The sequence below is a fragment of the Caenimonas soli genome, assembly GCF_013155545.1.
GTDB classification, from domain to species: Bacteria; Pseudomonadota; Gammaproteobacteria; order Burkholderiales; family Burkholderiaceae_C; genus Ramlibacter; species Ramlibacter soli.
Window position 1 is genome coordinate 80109 of the sequence record NZ_JABJVV010000012.1, and the last position, 16773, is coordinate 96881.

Consider the following 16773-nt stretch of genomic DNA (forward strand, 5'->3'; position numbering starts at 1 on the left):
GCCATCGCAACGCAATGCCGTGCGCATGCAGGCAGGGCATTTCGCTAGAAGCTGCTGTAGTCAATTCCTACCATTCGCTGTCAGGGAGCTGCAAGCAACACCACCACTGAAGGAACCGAAAGTGACCATGCATCCATGCATCGCCTGGGCCATCACGTACATCGACGAACATCTTGACGAACGACTGTCGCTCAATGAGCTGGCCGCCAAGGCCGGACTCAGCGTCTGGCGCTTTTGCGTGGTGTTCCGGCAACATGCGGGCGTGTCGCCGCGCCGCTACATCTGGGGGCAGCGCATGCGGAAGGTGCAGTCGCTGCTCGCCGATGGCGAGTCGCCGGCATCTGCGGCGCTGATGACCGGCTTCTACGACCAGAGCCATCTCTGCCGCTATTTCAAGAACACCTGCGGCATGACGCCGGGCCAGTACATCGCCCGCCAGCGCAGTGCCCAGGCCGCCGCGAACTGCAACCGTGAACGGGAGGCCGCATGAAGCTCGCCTACCAATGGCACGGCCGCTTCGGCTGGGTGCTCGCGCCGCTGCTCGCAATTCAGGCATTGGGCGGCGCCGTCCTGTTGTGGCTGCAACCGCTGCCGGCGCCGCAGGAGAGCCCGCCGGCGGTGCAGGCCTGGGCCCAGGCGGTGGACCAGGGCGTGGCCGAACTGGCGCGCCGGTATCCGACGGCCAAGATCGAGTACGTGAACCTGCCGCACAAAGCGGACGCGCCCGTGAGCGTCCGCCTGCTCGCCTCGGGATCCAACGAAAGCGGCTGGGCCGACATCGACGCCGTGCGTGGCACGGCCGGCGCACTGCAGCCGGACAGCAGCCAGGTGAGGACGTTCCTGTACGGCCTGCACGAACGATTGCTGCTCGCTGACGCCGGGCCGTGGGTGCTGCGCGCGATGGCGCTGGCCGCATTGGTGCTGGTTGCGATGGGGCTGCTTGCCTGGTGGCGCGTGCGCCACCTGCCGCCGCGCACGCCGTGGCGGCGCGTGCATCGCCTGGTCGGACCGGTGGTCGTCTTGCCGGTGGCGATGATGCTGGTCACCGGCTTCGTGCTGCGCTCACCGGACTGGGCGCGCGCGGTGTTGTCGGCTGGGCCGGGTCAGGCGGCCGCGGCACCCGGCGCCGCTGCGCCCGCTGCCAGCGGGCCGCAGACGGCGACGCTGGGCCAGGCCCTCGCCGCCGCTGCGACGGCGTTGCCGGAGGCGCGTCCGATTCGCATCTACCCGCCCCGCAACGGTGAGGTGCGCGTTCGGATGCGCGGCGACGAGTGGCATCCCATCGGCCTGAGCAACGTGTTCGTGAGCGCCACTGACGCCTCGGTGCGGCGCATCGTGCGCGCCACCGAGCAGCCGCTGAGCGTGCGCTATCTCAACGTGGTCTACCCGCTGCACCTCGGCTGGCTGCCCGGCAGCCCGGGCGTGGCGGCCGCGCTCCTGGTCCGCGGCCTGTGGACCCTTATTGCGCTAGCACTCGCCGGGCTGGCCTTGACAGGCGCGGTGCAGCGCTTCCGGACGAAATGAAAACCCCCAACAACCTTTTGGAGACAAATCGAATGCAACCCAAATCGACCGCATTGAAAGCGATAGTGCCTGCCGTCCTCGCGACTTCGCTCGCCGGAACCGCTTTCGCTCAATCCAATGTGTCCCTGTTCGGTGTCGTGGACCTGGCCGTGGCGCATGGTTCCGGCAGCGTCTCGAACGCGAACCAACTGGCCAATGGCTACCTTGCCGCCTCCAGGCTCGCCTTGAAGGGCTTCGAGGACCTGGGTGACGGCCTCAAGGCCGGATTCTGGCTGGAAAGTGGCTTCAACGCCGACACCGGCACGGGCCAAACCACCAACACCAACAACCAGTCCACTGGTGCTGCGGGCAGTGGTGGCCTGACGTTCAACCGTCGTTCGCATGTCAGCCTGGGAGGTAACTGGGGTGAGATTCGCCTCGGCCGCGACTTCCTGCCGCAATACCTGAACATCGCCGACTTCGATCCATTCGACCTCAGCGGCAGCGGAGCCAGCCAGGTGCTCAATTCCGCGATCACCGGCCCGACCCTGGTCCGCGCCTCCAACAGCGTGTCGTACCTCTACGGTCATGGCTTCAACGCCGCCAACATCGGATACGGGCCCGGGGGCTTCGCCGGGTCCGGTTTCCAGATGCACGCAACCTACTATGTGGGTGAAAATCCCAGCGGGTCCAGCACCTCCAAAGATGGCAGTGGCTATGGCCTTCGCGCCGTCTACTCGACCGGCAAGCTCACAGTCTCCGCCGCCACCGGCGGCACGCGCTACGCAGCGGGGAACGTGCGGCAGAGCAACGCAGGTGCGAGCTACGACTTCGGTGTGGTCAATGTCATGGGCATGTACGAGCGGGACCGGAACGGCGCGATCAGCGGCAAGGGCTGGGTGGCGGGTGCGCGGGTCCCTGTCGGCGTCGGCACCATCCGGGCTTCGTACTCGCGTTACAGCACTGATGCGGCAGGCAGCCCGACGGCCGGGAAGTGGGCTCTGGGCTATATCCATCGGTTGTCGAAGCGTACCGAGCTCTATACGGCCGTCGCTCATGTGAGCAACAAGGGCCCGTCTGCCCAAGCCCTGAACGGCGCCGTGACGGGCCCCGGCAAGTCGTCCAACGGGTTCGACATTGGCATCAAGCACAGCTTCTAGCGTGGTCGCCGATGTAAACGCACGGTTGCGTGCCCGTTGTTGTTTTCTCCTGACCGCTCTGGCCGCGCCGCCGCTGGCGCAGGCCGCGGGCGGCCACCATTCGGTCGACGACGCCGACATCCTGCCGGCGGGAGCCTGCGAACAGGAGAACTGGGCGAGCCGCGCGCAGGGTGGCGCCCGCATGATGCACGTCGGCGCCGCGTGCCGGCTGGGTCCCGTGCAGCTCGGCGCCGCGGCGGAATACGCGCGCGACCAGGGCGCTTCGGCCACGGCGTGGGGCCTGGAGCTGAAGTGGGCCCACGCGGTGACGGACAGCTTGAGCCTCGGCGTGGTGGCGCAACCGGTCTGGCAGGCGCACCTGCGGCCGCGGTACCAGGGCGTGAGCGCGCTGGCGCTCGCCTCCTGGAGGCCCCGCGACGACCTTGCCTTCCATGCCAATGCGGGGCGCGACTTCGTGAAGGGTGGCGACGACGAGAAGCGCGGCGGCGTTGCCGCCGAATGGATGGCGGCGCAGGACTGGTGGCTGACCGTGGAACGCTACCGCGAGCAGGCCACGCACTTCACGCGCGCCGGTGTACGCTGGCTGGCGGCGAAAAACTGGAGCGTAGACGTCAGCCGCGCCCACCGCCTCGCGGGGCCGGCGCCCTCGAACTGGACGATCGGCTTGAGCTTCACTTTCGGCGGGGACTGAGCGCCGCCGGCATCGAGTGCCCTCGCGATCAGAGGTCCAGCACCAGCTGCCCGGACTTCGCGCGCGAGACGCAGATCATCATCTTGTCGCCGGCCTTGCGCTCCTTGTGGCTGAGGAACGCGTCGCGATGGTCTGGCGTGCCGGCGATGACGCCGGTCAAGCAGGTGCCGCAGACGCCCTCGCGGCACGAGGTGTCGACGTCTATGCCGTGCGCGCAAAGCGCGTCGGCGATGCTGCAGTCGGCGGCGACCGGAACCGTGCGCTTCGAGCGCTGCAGCTTGACCTCGAACGCGCCTCCCGGTGCCGCCGTGGCGGCAGGGTCGCCGCCGAAGTATTCGGTGTGGATCGCCCCGGGTGGCCAGATGCCGGCCGTGACCTCGCCGATGACATCCGTGAAGCGGCGCGGGCCGCACATGTAGAGGTGGTGGCCTTGCGGACATTGCCGCAGCAGCTGCCGCAGCAGTTCGCGCAACCGGTCGGCGACGGAGTAGTGGAAGTGCACGTTGCCGGCGTACGGCACGGACGAGAGCTCCTCATGGAACGCGGTCTCCGCGATCGAGCGCGTGAAGTAGTGCAGCTCGTACGACGCGCCGCGCGCCTGCAGCTCCTGCGCCATCGCGTGCAGCGGCGTGATCCCGATGCCGGCGGCGATCAGCACGTGGTGGCGCGCGCCGCCCTCGAGCGCGAAGTGGTTGCGCGGGCCGCCGATGACGAGCGTGTCGCCGACGCTTACGCGCTGATGCATCGCGCGCGAGCCGCCGCGCGAGTCGGGCGCGTTCTTCACCGCGATGCGGTACGCATCGCGCGCGCCTGGCGCACCGCAGAGCGAGTATTGGCGCACGGACGCGTCGTCCAGCCGCACGTCGATGTGCGCGCCGGCGCTCCAGGCGGGCAGCGCGGAGCCGTCGGCGCTCACGAGCTCGAACGACTTGATGTCGGCGGTCTCGTTGACGATGCGCCGCACGCGCACCTTCAGCGACGCGGCGGGAGTCCGCGCCGGGCGGCGGCCGCGCAGCCAGCTGCGGATCCCGGTCCAGCTGAGCACGGGGTCACTCGGGCAAGTTCGGCAGCACGAACGACAGCGTCGCCAGGTGTTCGTCGCTGTTCGTCTTCGCAGGGTTCGCAGGCGGCGTGGCGAGCGTTGCAGCGACGACGTTGAGGCCCTGGTTGCGCACCCTGATCGTGGCGGTGCCGTCGGCGCCGGTCTTCAGCGGTTCGGAGTCGGGGTCGGTGACGTAGTCGGCCTGCACGCTGGCGCCCTGCACGGGTTTTCCTTCATACAGCACCCGGACCGTGAGCGCCTGGCCCATCTTGTCCGGCAGTTGCATCACGAGCGGCACGATCTGCAGCTTGTGCGCGGGCAGCACGGGCGGTGCCACGTTCAGCCGGCGCAGGTGCACCGTGTACTTGATGGTGTGCTCGCTCTTCGTCGCATCCGGCACCTCGTCCTTGCCCTTGTTGTGCCACTTGCCGTCGGGCGTCTTGCTCCACAGGCCGTTGTCGAGGATTGCGGCAACGATTGCAGGCTTGTTGTCGGTGTTCACCAAGAGCAGCGGCCCGTTGGGGGCGATCTGAGTCGGCACCTCCTTGCCGTTCTCGTCGTAAGCCGCGACGGTCTTCACCTTGGGCAGTCGCTTCACCATGTCCAGGTCCTCGGCGCCGACCCCGTAGATCAGCGCGAGCTGGTTCGAGCGCTGCGCGAACCAGATGCCATGGGCCTGCGCCACGGTCGCGGCGCCCAGGCCTGCGATCACGCTCGCCGCGAGGGTAAGCTTGCCGAAAATCTTCATTGCGTCTCCTAATGTCTGGTGGTTGGAACAAGAACGATCACGAAGGATCTTGTGTTGCATGGCGAGGCGACTATAGGCGCCGCTTCGCGGTCCTTCTTGGATGGAATTGCTGCAATTGGCACGCAGCTGTTGGAAGCTCGTCGGAGCTGAGCCTTAAGACGGGCTTAACCCCCAATGCAGGTTTGATTAATTGCAATCTGTATCCAACCGGCGCAACATCGCATCCACCTCAAGCAACCAGCGGAGAAAAGACATTGGACTTGGCACTATCCACGGAACAGGCGCAAGCCGAAACGATCGCTACCACGTTGGGGGATCTGGCGACGCCTTGCCTCATCCTCGACGCTGACCGGATGGAGCGGAACATCGCGCGCCTCCGTACCCGGCTGGATGGCCTGGGCGTGGCGCTGCGTCCCCACCTCAAGACGGCCAAATCGGTGGACGTCGCGCGGCGCGTGATGACTTCGCCGGCGGGGCCCGCCACCGTTTCGACACTCAGGGAAGCCGAACAATTCGTCACGGCCGGCGTGCGGGACATCATCTACGCCGTCGGCATCGTGCCTGCCAAGCTGCCGCAGGTGCTCGCGTTGCGCGCCAAGGGCGCCGACGTTGCCGTGGTGCTGGACACGGTGGAACAGGCGCAAGCCGTGGCGCTTGCCTCACGCACGGCGGGAACGCGCATTCCCTCCCTCATCGAAATTGACTGCGACGGCCACCGCTCGGGCGTGCTGCCCAGCGACAAGCAGCGTCTTGTCGAGATCGGCCGCGCCCTGGCAGCCGGTGCGGAACTGCGCGGCGTGCTGACCCATGCCGGCGGGAGTTACACCGCGCGCGGAGCCGAGGCCTTGCGGCAATGCGCGGAGGCCGAGCGTCGCAGCGTTGTTGACGCCGCAGCTATCCTGCGCGAGGCCGGGTTGGCCTGCCCCGTGCTCAGCGTCGGCTCGACGCCCACCGCGCACAGCGCAACAGACCTCACCGGCGTGACCGAAGTCCGGGCGGGCGTGTTCATGTTCTTCGATCTCGTGATGGCAGGCGTGGGCGTCTGCCAGGTCGACGACATCGCCGTTTCGGTACTCGCGACGGTCATCGGGCACCAGCGCGAGAAGGGATGGATCCTCATCGACGCGGGTTGGATGGCCATGTCGCAGGACCGCGGCACGCGCAAGCAGGAAGTCGACCAGGGCTATGGGCTGGTATGCGACATCACCGGCAAGCCCCATGCCGACCTGATCGTTGCCGATGCGAACCAGGAGCACGGGATCATCACGGTGCGGCCAGGCTCGGGCGGCGTGCTGCCAGACCTCGCTATCGGGGACCGCGTGCGGATTCTGCCGAACCACGCTTGCGCCACGGGTGCGCAGCACGGGCGCTATCACGTCGTGCGCGGCAGCTCCGACAAGGTCGAAGCCGAATGGCCGCGGTTCGGGGGATGGCAATGACCCAGGCCCCCGCTGAGGCGACGCTGCTGCTGCTGGACAAGGACGCGGTGGAGCAGCTGCTCACACCCGCCGAAGTCACCGAGGCGGTGCGCGAGGCTTTCCTGCTGCACGGCCGGCGCGAAGGGCGTGTCTTCCCGGTGGTTCGCGAGAAGCTTTCCACCGGCGGCGTCTTCGGCATCAAGTCCGGCGATGTGCCGTCCCAGGGCCTGCTGGGCTTCAAGGCTGCGGGCTTTTGGCCGAGCAACCGCGAGCTGGGCGGTGAACCGCACCAGGCGACGATCCTGCTGTTCGATCCGGCCACCGGGCGACCCCTGTGTGTGATCGACGGCAATGCCATCACCACCGTGCGCACGGGCGCAGCGGGCGACCTGGGGCTGGCGCTGCTCGCCCGGCCGGACAGCGCCCGTCTCACCGTCTTCGGCACCGGCGTGCAGGCGCGCTCGCAGCTGCGCTTCGCCCTGCGCACGCTGCCGAAACTTTCCTCCGTGAACTATGTGTCCGCGGACCGCCGCGCCGACCCGGCCTTCGAGGCGGCGTTTGCGGATCAATGCACCATTCGCTGTGCGCCCGACGCCAACCAGGCCGTGGCCGAGAGCGATGTCGTCATCACCGCGACGCCCGGGGCAGGACCGTTGTTCGACGCCGGCGCTGTGCGCGCCGGCACGCACCTGAACTGCGTGGGTGCCGACACCGCCGGCAAGCGTGAACTGCCCCCGGGGGTGCTGGAGCGGGCACGGCTGGTGGTGGACGATCGCGAGCAGGCGCTGCAGCTGGGAGAGCTGCAATGGGCCCGAGAGACGCCGTGCGTCGAGCTGGGCACCCTGCTGCTGGGCGAGGCCCCGTTTTTTCGCGCCGCCGGTGACGTCACCGTCTTCGACATGACGGGCCTGGCCTTGCAGGACCTGACCGTGGCACGGCTCATCTACGAGCGCGCCTGCGCCCAGTCACTCGGCCGCCGGATCGGCTGGCCCTGGTAATCACTATGAAGCTCACTTCCTACTGGCTCGACACATCGAAACCCTTCGGGAGCGCCGCGGCGGGCCCGGTGCAGGGCCGCTGCGACGTTGCCGTCATCGGCGGGGGCCTGACGGGTTGTTCGGCTGCCCTCGCTCTGGGTGGGGCGGCATGGTCGACATGACGCGCGACCGGCTGCCACGCGCCGGCGAACGCAACGGCATTTACTACTCCATGGGCTACAGCGGTCACGGCACGCAGATGTCGACCCTGATGGGGACGATCATGGCGGAGGTCATGGACGGGCGCACCGACCTGAATCCCTGGAAAGACTTCACCTGGCCGGCCATTCCGGGCCACTTCGGACCGCCCTGGTTCCTGCCCCTGGTCGGTGCCTATTACCGGCTGAAGGACAAGCTCGCCTGAAGACCCCGAAGCCAATCCTCATTCACTCTTATCTCGAAGCAGACCATCAACGCGTGGAAGAACTGTTCCGCGACTTCAAGTCGGCGGGGGATCCGACGGCCAAGCTCCACTTGGCCCAGGTGATCTGCATGGAACTCACCTTGCATGCGATGGTGGAGGAAGAAATCTTCTATCCTGCATTCGCCCGCGCCACCGGCGATGAGCAGATGCTCCAACACTCGCTCAAGGAACACCAGGAACTGAAGGAGCTGATCGGGCGCGTACCCGCCGCCGAGAATCTGGAGGGTGCGATCGAGGCGATCAAGCAGCACACATTGCATCACGTCGAAGAAGAGCGCCGCGGCATGTTCGCGAAGGCGAAATCCTCCGGCATGGAGCTCGCCACATTGGGCGGCAGGATCATGACGCGGCGTTCCGAAGTGGCCGAGGCGATCCAGCAAGCCTGAGCAGGCGAACGCCTCATTTGCCGCTCGGCCGCTTTCTTGGCAACAGGCCAGCATGAGCTTGCGCGCTCGTCCAGTGCCCAGCAAACGCGCGTATCGCGCGCCAATCCTTTGCCGCCATCCGGCGAGCGTTCAAAAGCGGTAATGATGATGGTCATCGCGGGGCTCCTGGTGAGTAATAAGGCCGCGGCACACCATGCCGCCGCCCCTTCCCAAAAACGCAGTACTTGCCAACCGCCCCGGCCGGATCGAGACAACCGCCTCTCCGACCGGTGCTCCAATGCCACTATGCCCAACATGAAACTGGCCTCCTATTGGCTGGACACCTCGGAACCCTTCAGGAGCGCTGCCCCGGCGCCGGTGCAGGGCACCTGCGACGTTGCAGTGATAGGCGGCGGCCTCACGGGCTGTTCGGCCGCCCTGGCGCTCGCCAAGAAGGGCGCGCGCGTCGTGCTGCTGGAAGCCGACACCGTCGGCAATGCGGCGTCGGGCCGCAATGGCGGGATGTGCAACAACGGCTTCGCGCAGGACTACGGCATGTTGTCCGCCAAACTCGGCAAGGACGTTGCCAACCGGCTCTACCGCGCCTTCGACGCCGGGGTGGACACGGTCGAACGCCTGGTGGCCGAAGAGAACATAGACTGTAGCTTCGCGCGCGTCGGCAAGCTCAAGCTCGCGGCCAAGCCCGAGCACTACGACAAGCTCGCGCGCAGCCAGGAACTGCTCGCCGCCAACGTCGATCCCGACACCGAGATGGTCAGCCGCGCGCACTTGAGGGAAGAGGTAGGCACGGACCGGTACTACGGCGGGCTCGTGTACCGCAAGAGCGCCGGCATGCATGTCGGGCGCTTCGTGCGCGGTCTGGCGGAAGCGGCGGCGCGGCGCGGTGCCCTGATCCACGAGCACACGCCCATGACGGGCCTGCGGCCCGCAGCGGGCGGAGGCCATCAGATCGACACGCCGACGGGCCGGCTTCATGCCAAGCAGGTGTTTCTGGCAAGTGGAGCCTCGCAGACCGGCCCGCTGGGTTGGATCCGCCGCAGGATCGTGCCGGTCGGCGCATTCCTGATCGTCACCGAGCCCCTGCCGACCGCGACGCTGGATCGCCTGATGCCGCGGCGCAGGATGGCGACGGACACCAAGAACCTGGTCAACTACTTCCGCACTACGCCCGACAACCGGCTGCTGTTCGGCGGACGCGCCCGCTTCGCCGTGTCCAACCCAACCTCGGACGAGAAGAGCGGCGCGATCCTGCAAGCTGCACTGCACGACGTCTTTCCGGAGCTTCGCGCCGCGCGCATCGACTATTGCTGGGGCGGCATGGTCGACATGACGCGCGACCGGCTGCCACGCGCCGGCGAGCGCAACGGCATTTACTACTCCATGGGCTACAGCGGTCACGGCACGCAGATGTCCACCCTCATGGGCACGATCATGGCCGAGGTCATGGACGGGCGCACCGACCTGAATCCCTGGAAAGACTTCAGCTGGCCGGCCATTCCGGGCCACTTTGGCACCCCCTGGTTCCTGCCCCTGGTCGGCGCCTATTACCGGCTCAAGGACAAGTTGTCTTGAAGCCAATCCCGCAAGATGCCTGAATCACGCCTGTCTCGGCTCCAAGGCCCGGGCCGCGAGCTGGCCCGGCTGATGCTGGTCCAGCTGTTCCTCAACGCCTGCGTGACCGGCACGCGGATGGCCGCGCCGCTGCAGGCGCTGCGCCTGGGCCATGGGGAAGCCTTGGTCGGGTGCCTGATCGCGCTGTTCGCCCTATCGCAGGTTTTCCTCGCGCTGCCCGCGGGCCGGTACTGCGAGCGCCACGGGCTGAAGAGGCCGGTCGTGGCGGCGGTTGCGGTGGCCATGGCCGGTTGCGCCATCGCGGCTGCGTGGCCGGTGTTCCCTGTGCTGTGCGCGAGCGCCGTGCTCACCGGCGGTGCGGGCGGCGTCGCGAGCATCGCGGTGCAGCGCCACACCGCGCGCATCGTGAGCGAACCGGCCGCGCTGCGGAAGGCATACTCGTGGCAGGCCATCGGTCTGGCCTTGTCCAATGTCCTGGGCCCGGTCGCAGCCGGTGTCATGATCGACAGCGCCGGCTTTCGCGCGGCGTTCCTGGCGATTGCCACGCTGCCGCTGCTTGCCTGGCTGTCGGTGCGAGGAGCGACGACAAGCGTGTCCAAGCCGCCCGAGGTGGCCAACGGCCGGGGCGGTGCCTGGGAGCTGTGGCGCGACCCGGGCCTGCGGCGGCTGCTCGTCATCACCTGCCTCCTGTCCTCGTGCTGGGACGTGCACGCCTTCCTGGTGCCGGTGCTCGGGCACGAGCGCGGCTTGCCCGCCTCGGTGATTGGCAGCATCCTGGGCGCCTTCGGCATCGCCGCCGCGGCAGTGCGGCTGCTGACGCCGCTGGTGGCGGCACAGCTGCGTGAATGGGCGATCCTGTTTGGCGCGATGGCGGTCACCGCCATCCTGTTCGGCCTGTATCCGCTCATGCATGCTGCGCTGGCCATGGGCTTGTGCTCCGCGCTTCTGGGCTTCACCCTGGGCAGCACGCAGCCCATGGTCATGAGCTTGCTGCACCAACTGGCACCCGAGCACCGCTATGGCGAAGCCGTGGCGATGCGGGTGATCGTGAACAACATGTCCAGCGTCAGCATCCCCATGGTGTCCGGCCTCGCCGGCTCGCTGATTGGAGCGGCGGGCGTGTTCTGGGCCGCCGGGCTGATGGCGGGTGCCGGCGCCAGGCTGGCGCTCGGTTTCAAAAGAACTTAACAGACAGAGGTCGTGCAATGAAAACACTTTTTCTCAAGAAGGAACAAGTCCGGAAACTGATTTCCATGAAGGAAGTCATCGGCACCGTGGAAGAGGCCTACAAAGCCTTCAACAGCAACCAGGTCATTCAGCCCCCCTACATCGGGATCGAGCTTCCTTCGCACCGCGGGGAGATCGACTTCAAGCTTGGTTATTACCAAGGCAACGAGATGATCTCCATGAAGGCGTCGTCTGGCGGGTTCAAGAACAACCCGGAGGAGTACGGCGTGCCTAACGGCATGGGGACCATTCTGCTGTTCGATGGCCGAAACGGCGGGCTGGTCTGCGTGATGGATGGAAGCCTGATCACCGGCCTCAGAACCGGCGCCTGCGGCGCTGTGTCGGTGAAAGCGCTCGCAAGAAAGAACGCGAAGAAGATCACCTCGATCGGCACCGGCAATCAGGCAAGAATGCAGATCCGGGCCATCACAGAGGTGATGAAGATCGAAGAGATCCATGCATGGGACAACCACCCGGAGACGCTGGCCAACTACAAGGCGGACATCGAAAGGGAGTTCGGCATTCCTGTCGTCATTGCGAACTCCAAGAAAGAAGCCGTAGCACAGGCTGACATCCTGATTACCACCACCCGCGGAAAAGGCTCTTTGGTGGAAGCCGAGTGGATCAAGCCCGGCACACACATCGTCGCGATCGGTACGGATGCGCCAGGCAAGCAGGAACTGGATCCGGAGATCTTCAGGGGTGCGAAAGTCGTCGTCGACTCCATCGCGCAGTGCATCGAGAAAGGCGAAACACAACACCCTTTGAATCAGAAGATCATGGCCAAGGGCGACATCCATGCAGAGATCGGCGAGATCCTGCTGGGTAAGAAGCCGGGACGAGAAAATGATGAAGAAGTCACCATCTTCGACTCCACCGGCATGGCCATCCAGGACAACACGACGGCGGCCAAGATCTACCGGAACGCCCTCGAGAACAAGGTCGGCGCGTTCTTCGAGTTCTTCTGATTCGCCGCACCCTTTGAGCAAGAGGCCGCTGCGCGGCCTTTTGTTTAGTCGTTGCCCTTGTAGACCTCGGCAAGGTCGCACAAGTCCCAGTTCCCGCCGCTCAATACCGCGCAGACCTTCTCATCCGGTCTGACCTTGACAGCGCCGGCCAGCAAGGCTCCGATTCCGATGGAAGCAGCGGGCTCGGCGATCAGCTTGGCATCCCTGGCCAGCACACGCATGCCCGCGACGATGTGCTCGTCTTCGACGAGAACGATCTCGTCCACGTACTTCTCGATGATGGGGAAGGGGTTCTGGCCCGGAACGCTGATTCGCACCCCATCCGCGATGGTATTTTTCAGAGGAAGCGACGTGCGTTCCTTGTTGATCCGGCTTTGGAAGTACTTGGGCGTCAAGGCAGGTTCCGCACCTATGACCCGCACCGACGGCTTCGTTTCCTTGATGGCGGTGGCTATTCCCGAAAGCAGGCCGCCGCCGCCGAGTGGAACGATGACGGTGTCCACATCCTCCAGATCCTCCAGGATCTCGCACCCGATGGTTCCTTGGCCGGCCATGACCAGCGGGTCCTCGAAGCCGTGAACCGCCGCGTACTTGTTCTCTTCGGCGATCTCGCACACCCTTTTCCATCGGGCGGCCGTGTCGCCGTCGAAAAGAACGACTTCCGCTCCCATGGCTTTGGTGTTCTCGATCTTGATCTTGGGTGTAGTCACCGGAACGACCAGGATCGCCTTGACGCCCAGCATCCTGGCGGCATAGGCGATCCCCTGGGCATGATTGCCCGAAGAAGTCGCAATGAGGCCGTTGGCGATCTCTTCTCTCGGGAGCGACAGAGCCTTGTTCAGAGCGCCTCGAATCTTGAAGGCGCCCGTGATTTGCAGGGTTTCAGGCTTGAGGTAGAGCTGGCAACCAACGGCCTTCTCGATTTTCTCTGCTCGCAGCAACGGCGTATGCCGGATGTGCGGTTTCAGCCGTTCCTGGGCTTCTCGGATGTCCTGAATGGTGGGGTAGTTGCGCATGGTGCTGATCAGCTTTCAAGCCGGTTGGTGCAGCCAATCGTAGGCGCGGGTGGGCAGCCGGAGCTGCCGGATCACGGGCGGCGCGCAAACGACGATGCTGTTCTTGGCGCATGGAACGGACAATCTGCTTTCATGGCGCGTAGCCTGCCAGCTTCGCAAGCTGCAGCGCGGGGTACATCCGGTCGATGGCCATCACGTCGAACTTCATCTCCTCCACGATCCATTCGCTAAGTTCCAGGACCGCGGAACGCGGCGGCCGATTGGCGGGATGCAACAAGCGGCATGCGCGCTCCGTGACGATCGCCTCCTGCTCGCCGGGCACGAGCGCTCCGGTCGTCAACCAGTAAGCAGTGGAGTTGAGCCAGCCGAGCGCCATGCCCTGGCCGACCAGTGCTGCCTGGAGGACGATCGCATAGTCGGAGAAGTCGACCACCCGCGCCACGCGGCGGCCGCTCTTCTGGAAGCTGGCGAAGCGGCGGTGCCAGTCGCGATGGTCTTCGCTGAGGTTCATCAGCGTGTCGCCCTCTTCCACTTGCGAGCGTGCGTGCTCGGCGTAGCCCGGACTGCAGACCGGCAGCACGATCTCCGGCATCAGCAGGACACCCTGTTCGTGCGCTTCGTCGCGATGCGGAAAGCGCAGCCCGAGGTCCACATCCTGCACCGGACCCCGCATGGGCCCGGGAGTGAGCTGGAAGCGCAGATCGACAGATGGGAAAGCCTTGTGCAACTTGTGCATGCGCGGCATCAGCCAATGCGTCGTGAAGGCGGTGGAGAGGGACAGCGTGATCGTCTCCGTGCCGGTCCTGCGTGCCTCGATCTCGTCGAGTGCGGCCTCGATTCCGCGGAAACCCTCCGCAATGCGCTTGTAGAGGATTTCCCCGCTTTCGGTGAGGCGGACCTTGGCATGCGCCCGCTCAAACAGCTTGACGCCCAGGTGCTCTTCCATGCGCGAAAGCATGCGGCTCACCGCAGGCTGTGTGACGTACAGCTCGAGAGCCGCTTTGCTGAAGTTGCCGCAGCGGGCGGCGGCCTCGAACGCGAAGAGCGCGTTCGCGCTGGGGAGCTTTCTGCGCAGGCTATGCATGACTTGATGTTATGCCCGTGCTGACAATTGCGCAATTGCCTTCTAGAGATGCGTTGCCTATTCTCGGGCCATCAATCTCATAACTTTTTTGCCGAAACCAGGAGAACGCAGACATGACCTTCCGCCCCAAGTACATCACCTTCGACTGCTACGGGACGCTCACCTACTACCCCATGCACCAGGCGGCATACGACATCTACGAGGGGCAGCTGCCGCCCCAGCAGATGCACGTGTTCCTCAAGAACTTCAACGACTACCGCTTCGACGAAGCCATGGGCGACTGGAAGCCCTACCTGGACGTCCTGCGTTCGGCCCTGGAGCGTGCGTGCAAAAAGCACAAGCTGCAGTACCGCGACGAGCACGCGAAGAGGATCTACGACATCGTGCCCACCTGGGGGCCGCACGCCGACGTGCCGCACGCGCTCACGCGCATCGCGAAGAAGATCCCGCTGGTGATCATGTCCAATGCGATGAACGAGCAAATCCACTCGAACGTCGACAAGCTGCAGGCCCCCTTCCACAAGGTCTATACAGCGCAGGACGCGGGGGCCTACAAGCCGCGCTACGCGGCCTTCGAATACATGCTGGACCAGCTCGGCTGCGCGCCCGAAGACATCCTGCACATTTCCGCGAATCCGCGCTACGACATGTTCACGGCGCATGAACTCGGCATCGTCAACAAGGTGTTCGTCAACCGGGGGCATGAACCGCGGCCCAACGAAGCCTTCAGCTACGCCGAAATCCGCGACATCAACGGGCTTCCGGCCCTAGTTGGCCTCTGAAACCGAAGCGGCACGGGCATCCCTGTCCGTGCCGCCTGCGGCACCTACGCAAGCAGCGAGATTCACAAGGAGACAGGACCATGGAAGAGAACAAGCAGTTGCCCGGCCTGATCGGCCCCGAAGAGAGCACGCGGATCCTCGGCGCATTGAAGCGCGGCGCGAACCGTCGCGATGTGCTGGCCATGTTGACTGCCGCCGGAATGCAGGCAGCCCTGGCCGGCAGCATCGCCAGCGTCGCCGCCACGGCGCATGCGCAGACGCCGCGCAAGGGCGGCCGCATCAAGGTGGCGGGGTCAACGGCCGCCGTCAGCGACACGCTCGATCCTGCCAAGCAGTCCAACGGTACTGACTACGTCCGCGGCTTCATGTTTTACAACGGGCTGACCTACCTGGACGGCAGCCTGGCGCCGCAGCCGCAGCTGGCCGAGGAGTTCACGACGAAGGATGCCAAGACTTGGGTCTTCAAGCTGCGCCGCGGCGTGACTTTCCACGACGGGAAGCCGCTGACGCCGCAGGACGTGATCTTCTCCCTGATGCGCCACAAGAACCCCGCGATTGGTTCACGCGCCAAGCCGCTGGCTGACCAGATTGATGAGGTCACCGCGACGGGCCCGAATGAGGTGACCATCCGCCTCGCCGCACCCAATGCGGATCTGCCCGTGATCCTGGGCACCTATCACTTCCACATCGTCAAGGACGGCACGACCGACTTCAACGCCGGCATCGGGACCGGGCCCTACAAGGTCAAGGAATTCAAACCCGGTGTGCGCGCGGTCGGTGTGCGCAACGAAAGCTACTGGAAGCCCAACCGGCCCTACCTCGACGAGATCGAACACGTGGGCATCGGCGAAGAGAGCGCGCGTGTCAATGGCCTGCTGGCCGGCGAGCTCGATCTCGTGCTCTCGGTCGACCCGCGCTCGGTGAGCCGCGTCTCCGGAAGCGGCCAGCACGCCGTTTTCGAAACCAAGGCGGGCCCCTACACGGATCTGGTCATGCGCCGCGACAGCGCGCCGGGAAACAACCCCGATTTCGTGCTGGGCATGAAACAGCTGTTCAACCGGGAACAGATGATCAAGACGATCGTTCTCGGCCACGGCGTTCTGGGCAACGACCAGCCGATCCATCCCAGCATGCGCTTTTACTTCAAAGGGCTGAAGCAGCGCCCCTACGACCCCGACAAGGCAAAGTGGCATCTCCAGCGTGCCAATGTCGGCTCAGCGCCCATCCCTATGGTCGTGTCCCCCGTCGCGAACGGATCCATCGAGATCGCGACAATCCTGCAGCACGAGGCGCGCAAGTACGGTGTCAACTTCGACGTGCGCCGCATGCCGGCGGATGGCTACTGGGCCCAGCATTGGATGAAGCACCCTGTGGGATTCGGCATGATCCAGCCGCGCCCCTCCGTGGACGTGATGCTGTCGCTCTTCTTCAAGTCCGACGCCCCACAGAACGAGTCCGGTTGGAAGAACGACAAGTTCGACCAGCTCCTGCTGGCCGCGCGCGCGGAGACCGATGAAGCCAGGCGCGCCCAGATGTACGCCGACCTGCAAACCATGGTCCATGAGGACTCCGGCATAGCAATCCCGTACTTCACGTCAAGCCTCGACGGCCACAACAGGAAGCTGCGCGGACTCTCTCCGATCCCATTGGGCGGCTTGATGGGCTTCAGCTTCGCCGAACACGTGTGGCTCGACGCGTGAACGCCGCAGTCAACC

At 65.6% G+C, this 16773-nt stretch carries 17 protein-coding genes and 1 pseudogene; 13 read left to right on the top strand and 5 right to left on the bottom strand.

Annotated features, from left to right (window positions below):
- Positions 1 to 127: 127 nt before the first annotated feature.
- From HNE04_RS18810 to HNE04_RS18825, 4 genes are read left to right on the top strand one after another with little or no spacing between them, the layout of a single operon-like run.
- Positions 128 to 490: a helix-turn-helix transcriptional regulator gene (locus tag HNE04_RS18810; protein ID WP_172222725.1), complete on the top strand. Its 363-nt coding sequence runs from the start codon at positions 128 to 130 to the stop codon at positions 488 to 490.
- Entirely contained in the window at positions 487 to 1524 is a 1038-nt protein-coding gene (locus HNE04_RS18815) for a PepSY-associated TM helix domain-containing protein (protein ID WP_172222552.1), read from the top strand. The genes HNE04_RS18810 and HNE04_RS18815 overlap by 4 nt, the downstream gene beginning before the upstream one ends.
- A gap of 32 nt (positions 1525 to 1556) precedes the next feature.
- Positions 1557 to 2663, top strand: a complete 1107-nt coding sequence (locus HNE04_RS18820) for a porin (RefSeq protein WP_172222555.1) — start codon at positions 1557 to 1559, stop codon at positions 2661 to 2663.
- Between the two features lie 25 nt (positions 2664 to 2688).
- Positions 2689 to 3354, top strand: coding sequence for a hypothetical protein (locus HNE04_RS18825; RefSeq protein ID WP_172222558.1), 666 nt, complete (start codon positions 2689 to 2691; stop codon positions 3352 to 3354).
- 28 nt (positions 3355 to 3382) lie between these two features.
- On the opposite strand, the gene HNE04_RS18830 is transcribed toward HNE04_RS18825, so the two are convergent.
- Together HNE04_RS18830 and HNE04_RS18835 are read right to left on the bottom strand one after the other, a co-directional pair.
- A complete protein-coding gene (locus tag HNE04_RS18830) occupies positions 3383 to 4399 on the bottom strand; it encodes a PDR/VanB family oxidoreductase (protein ID WP_172222560.1) in 1017 nt (338 codons plus the stop codon).
- 4 nt (positions 4400 to 4403) lie between these two features.
- A complete protein-coding gene (locus HNE04_RS18835) occupies positions 4404 to 5144 on the bottom strand; it encodes a DUF4198 domain-containing protein (RefSeq protein ID WP_172222563.1) in 741 nt (246 codons plus the stop codon).
- Between the two features lie 353 nt (positions 5145 to 5497).
- Here HNE04_RS18835 and HNE04_RS18840 point away from each other — a divergent pair, with 353 nt between their 5' ends.
- The 4 genes from HNE04_RS18840 to HNE04_RS18855 are packed head-to-tail and all read left to right on the top strand — an operon-like array spanning position 5498 to position 8409.
- Positions 5498 to 6583 carry an alanine racemase gene (locus HNE04_RS18840; RefSeq protein ID WP_172222728.1) on the top strand — a complete coding sequence of 362 codons (1086 nt, stop codon included), beginning with the start codon at positions 5498 to 5500 and terminating at the stop codon, positions 6581 to 6583.
- Complete coding sequence (locus tag HNE04_RS18845) at positions 6580 to 7560, top strand: ornithine cyclodeaminase family protein (RefSeq protein WP_407926610.1); 981 nt, start codon at positions 6580 to 6582, stop codon at positions 7558 to 7560. Before HNE04_RS18840 ends, HNE04_RS18845 begins: the two co-directional genes overlap by 4 nt.
- Positions 7561 to 7594: 34 nt before the next feature.
- Entirely contained in the window at positions 7595 to 7963 is a 369-nt protein-coding gene (locus tag HNE04_RS18850; RefSeq protein ID WP_328700363.1) for an FAD-dependent oxidoreductase, read from the top strand.
- A gap of 20 nt (positions 7964 to 7983) precedes the next feature.
- Entirely contained in the window at positions 7984 to 8409 is a 426-nt protein-coding gene (locus HNE04_RS18855) for a hemerythrin domain-containing protein (protein ID WP_328700364.1), read from the top strand.
- A gap of 65 nt (positions 8410 to 8474) precedes the next feature.
- On the opposite strand, the pseudogene HNE04_RS28135 reads toward HNE04_RS18855, so the two are convergent.
- Positions 8475 to 8564 (bottom strand): annotated as a pseudogene (locus HNE04_RS28135) (glutathione S-transferase family protein); the annotation flags it as partial.
- Between the two features lie 139 nt (positions 8565 to 8703).
- Here HNE04_RS28135 and HNE04_RS18860 point away from each other — a divergent pair.
- The 3 genes from HNE04_RS18860 to HNE04_RS18870 are packed head-to-tail and all read left to right on the top strand — an operon-like array spanning position 8704 to position 12176.
- On the top strand, positions 8704 to 9981 hold the full coding sequence (locus HNE04_RS18860) for an NAD(P)/FAD-dependent oxidoreductase (protein ID WP_172222731.1): 1278 nt from the start codon (positions 8704 to 8706) through the stop codon (positions 9979 to 9981).
- A 15-nt stretch (positions 9982 to 9996) separates the two neighbouring features.
- Entirely contained in the window at positions 9997 to 11169 is a 1173-nt protein-coding gene (locus HNE04_RS18865; RefSeq protein ID WP_172222570.1) for an MFS transporter, read from the top strand.
- A 17-nt stretch (positions 11170 to 11186) separates the two neighbouring features.
- Entirely contained in the window at positions 11187 to 12176 is a 990-nt protein-coding gene (locus tag HNE04_RS18870) for an ornithine cyclodeaminase family protein (RefSeq protein WP_172222573.1), read from the top strand.
- 44 nt (positions 12177 to 12220) lie between these two features.
- Here the strand turns inward: HNE04_RS18870 and HNE04_RS18875 are convergent, their stop codons facing one another.
- Together HNE04_RS18875 and HNE04_RS18880 are read right to left on the bottom strand one after the other, a co-directional pair.
- Positions 12221 to 13192: a threonine/serine dehydratase gene (locus tag HNE04_RS18875; protein ID WP_172222576.1), complete on the bottom strand. Its 972-nt coding sequence runs from the start codon at positions 13190 to 13192 to the stop codon at positions 12221 to 12223.
- Positions 13193 to 13322: 130 nt separating this feature from the next.
- Positions 13323 to 14276 (bottom strand): LysR family transcriptional regulator, encoded by a 954-nt coding sequence (locus HNE04_RS18880; protein ID WP_172222578.1) that lies wholly within the window; start codon positions 14274 to 14276, stop codon positions 13323 to 13325.
- A gap of 113 nt (positions 14277 to 14389) precedes the next feature.
- Between HNE04_RS18880 and HNE04_RS18885 the strand changes: the two genes are divergently transcribed.
- Positions 14390 to 15058 carry a haloacid dehalogenase type II gene (locus HNE04_RS18885; protein WP_172222581.1) on the top strand — a complete coding sequence of 223 codons (669 nt, stop codon included), beginning with the start codon at positions 14390 to 14392 and terminating at the stop codon, positions 15056 to 15058.
- An 80-nt stretch (positions 15059 to 15138) separates the two neighbouring features.
- Positions 15139 to 16758, top strand: coding sequence for an ABC transporter substrate-binding protein (locus HNE04_RS18890; RefSeq protein WP_172222583.1), 1620 nt, complete (start codon positions 15139 to 15141; stop codon positions 16756 to 16758).
- Positions 16759 to 16773: the final 15 nt, after the last annotated feature.

Excerpts from the sequence above, each read along its gene's own strand:
- HNE04_RS18875 (WP_172222576.1), bottom strand. The coding sequence starts at position 13,192 with ATGCGCAACTACCCCACCATTCAGGACATCCGAGAAGCCCAGGAACGG.
- HNE04_RS18810 (WP_172222725.1), top strand. The coding sequence starts at position 128 with ATGCATCCATGCATCGCCTGGGCCATCACGTACATCGACGAACATCTT.
- HNE04_RS18865 (WP_172222570.1), top strand. The coding sequence starts at position 9,997 with ATGCCTGAATCACGCCTGTCTCGGCTCCAAGGCCCGGGCCGCGAGCTG.
- HNE04_RS18890 (WP_172222583.1), top strand. The coding sequence starts at position 15,139 with ATGGAAGAGAACAAGCAGTTGCCCGGCCTGATCGGCCCCGAAGAGAGC.
- HNE04_RS18880 (WP_172222578.1), bottom strand. The coding sequence starts at position 14,276 with ATGCATAGCCTGCGCAGAAAGCTCCCCAGCGCGAACGCGCTCTTCGCG.
- HNE04_RS18820 (WP_172222555.1), top strand. The coding sequence starts at position 1,557 with ATGCAACCCAAATCGACCGCATTGAAAGCGATAGTGCCTGCCGTCCTC.
- HNE04_RS18845 (WP_407926610.1), top strand. The coding sequence starts at position 6,580 with ATGACCCAGGCCCCCGCTGAGGCGACGCTGCTGCTGCTGGACAAGGAC.
- HNE04_RS18815 (WP_172222552.1), top strand. The coding sequence starts at position 487 with ATGAAGCTCGCCTACCAATGGCACGGCCGCTTCGGCTGGGTGCTCGCG.
- HNE04_RS18885 (WP_172222581.1), top strand. The coding sequence starts at position 14,390 with ATGACCTTCCGCCCCAAGTACATCACCTTCGACTGCTACGGGACGCTC.
- HNE04_RS18835 (WP_172222563.1), bottom strand. The coding sequence starts at position 5,144 with ATGAAGATTTTCGGCAAGCTTACCCTCGCGGCGAGCGTGATCGCAGGC.
- HNE04_RS18870 (WP_172222573.1), top strand. The coding sequence starts at position 11,187 with ATGAAAACACTTTTTCTCAAGAAGGAACAAGTCCGGAAACTGATTTCC.
- HNE04_RS18840 (WP_172222728.1), top strand. The coding sequence starts at position 5,498 with ATGGAGCGGAACATCGCGCGCCTCCGTACCCGGCTGGATGGCCTGGGC.
- HNE04_RS18860 (WP_172222731.1), top strand. The coding sequence starts at position 8,704 with ATGAAACTGGCCTCCTATTGGCTGGACACCTCGGAACCCTTCAGGAGC.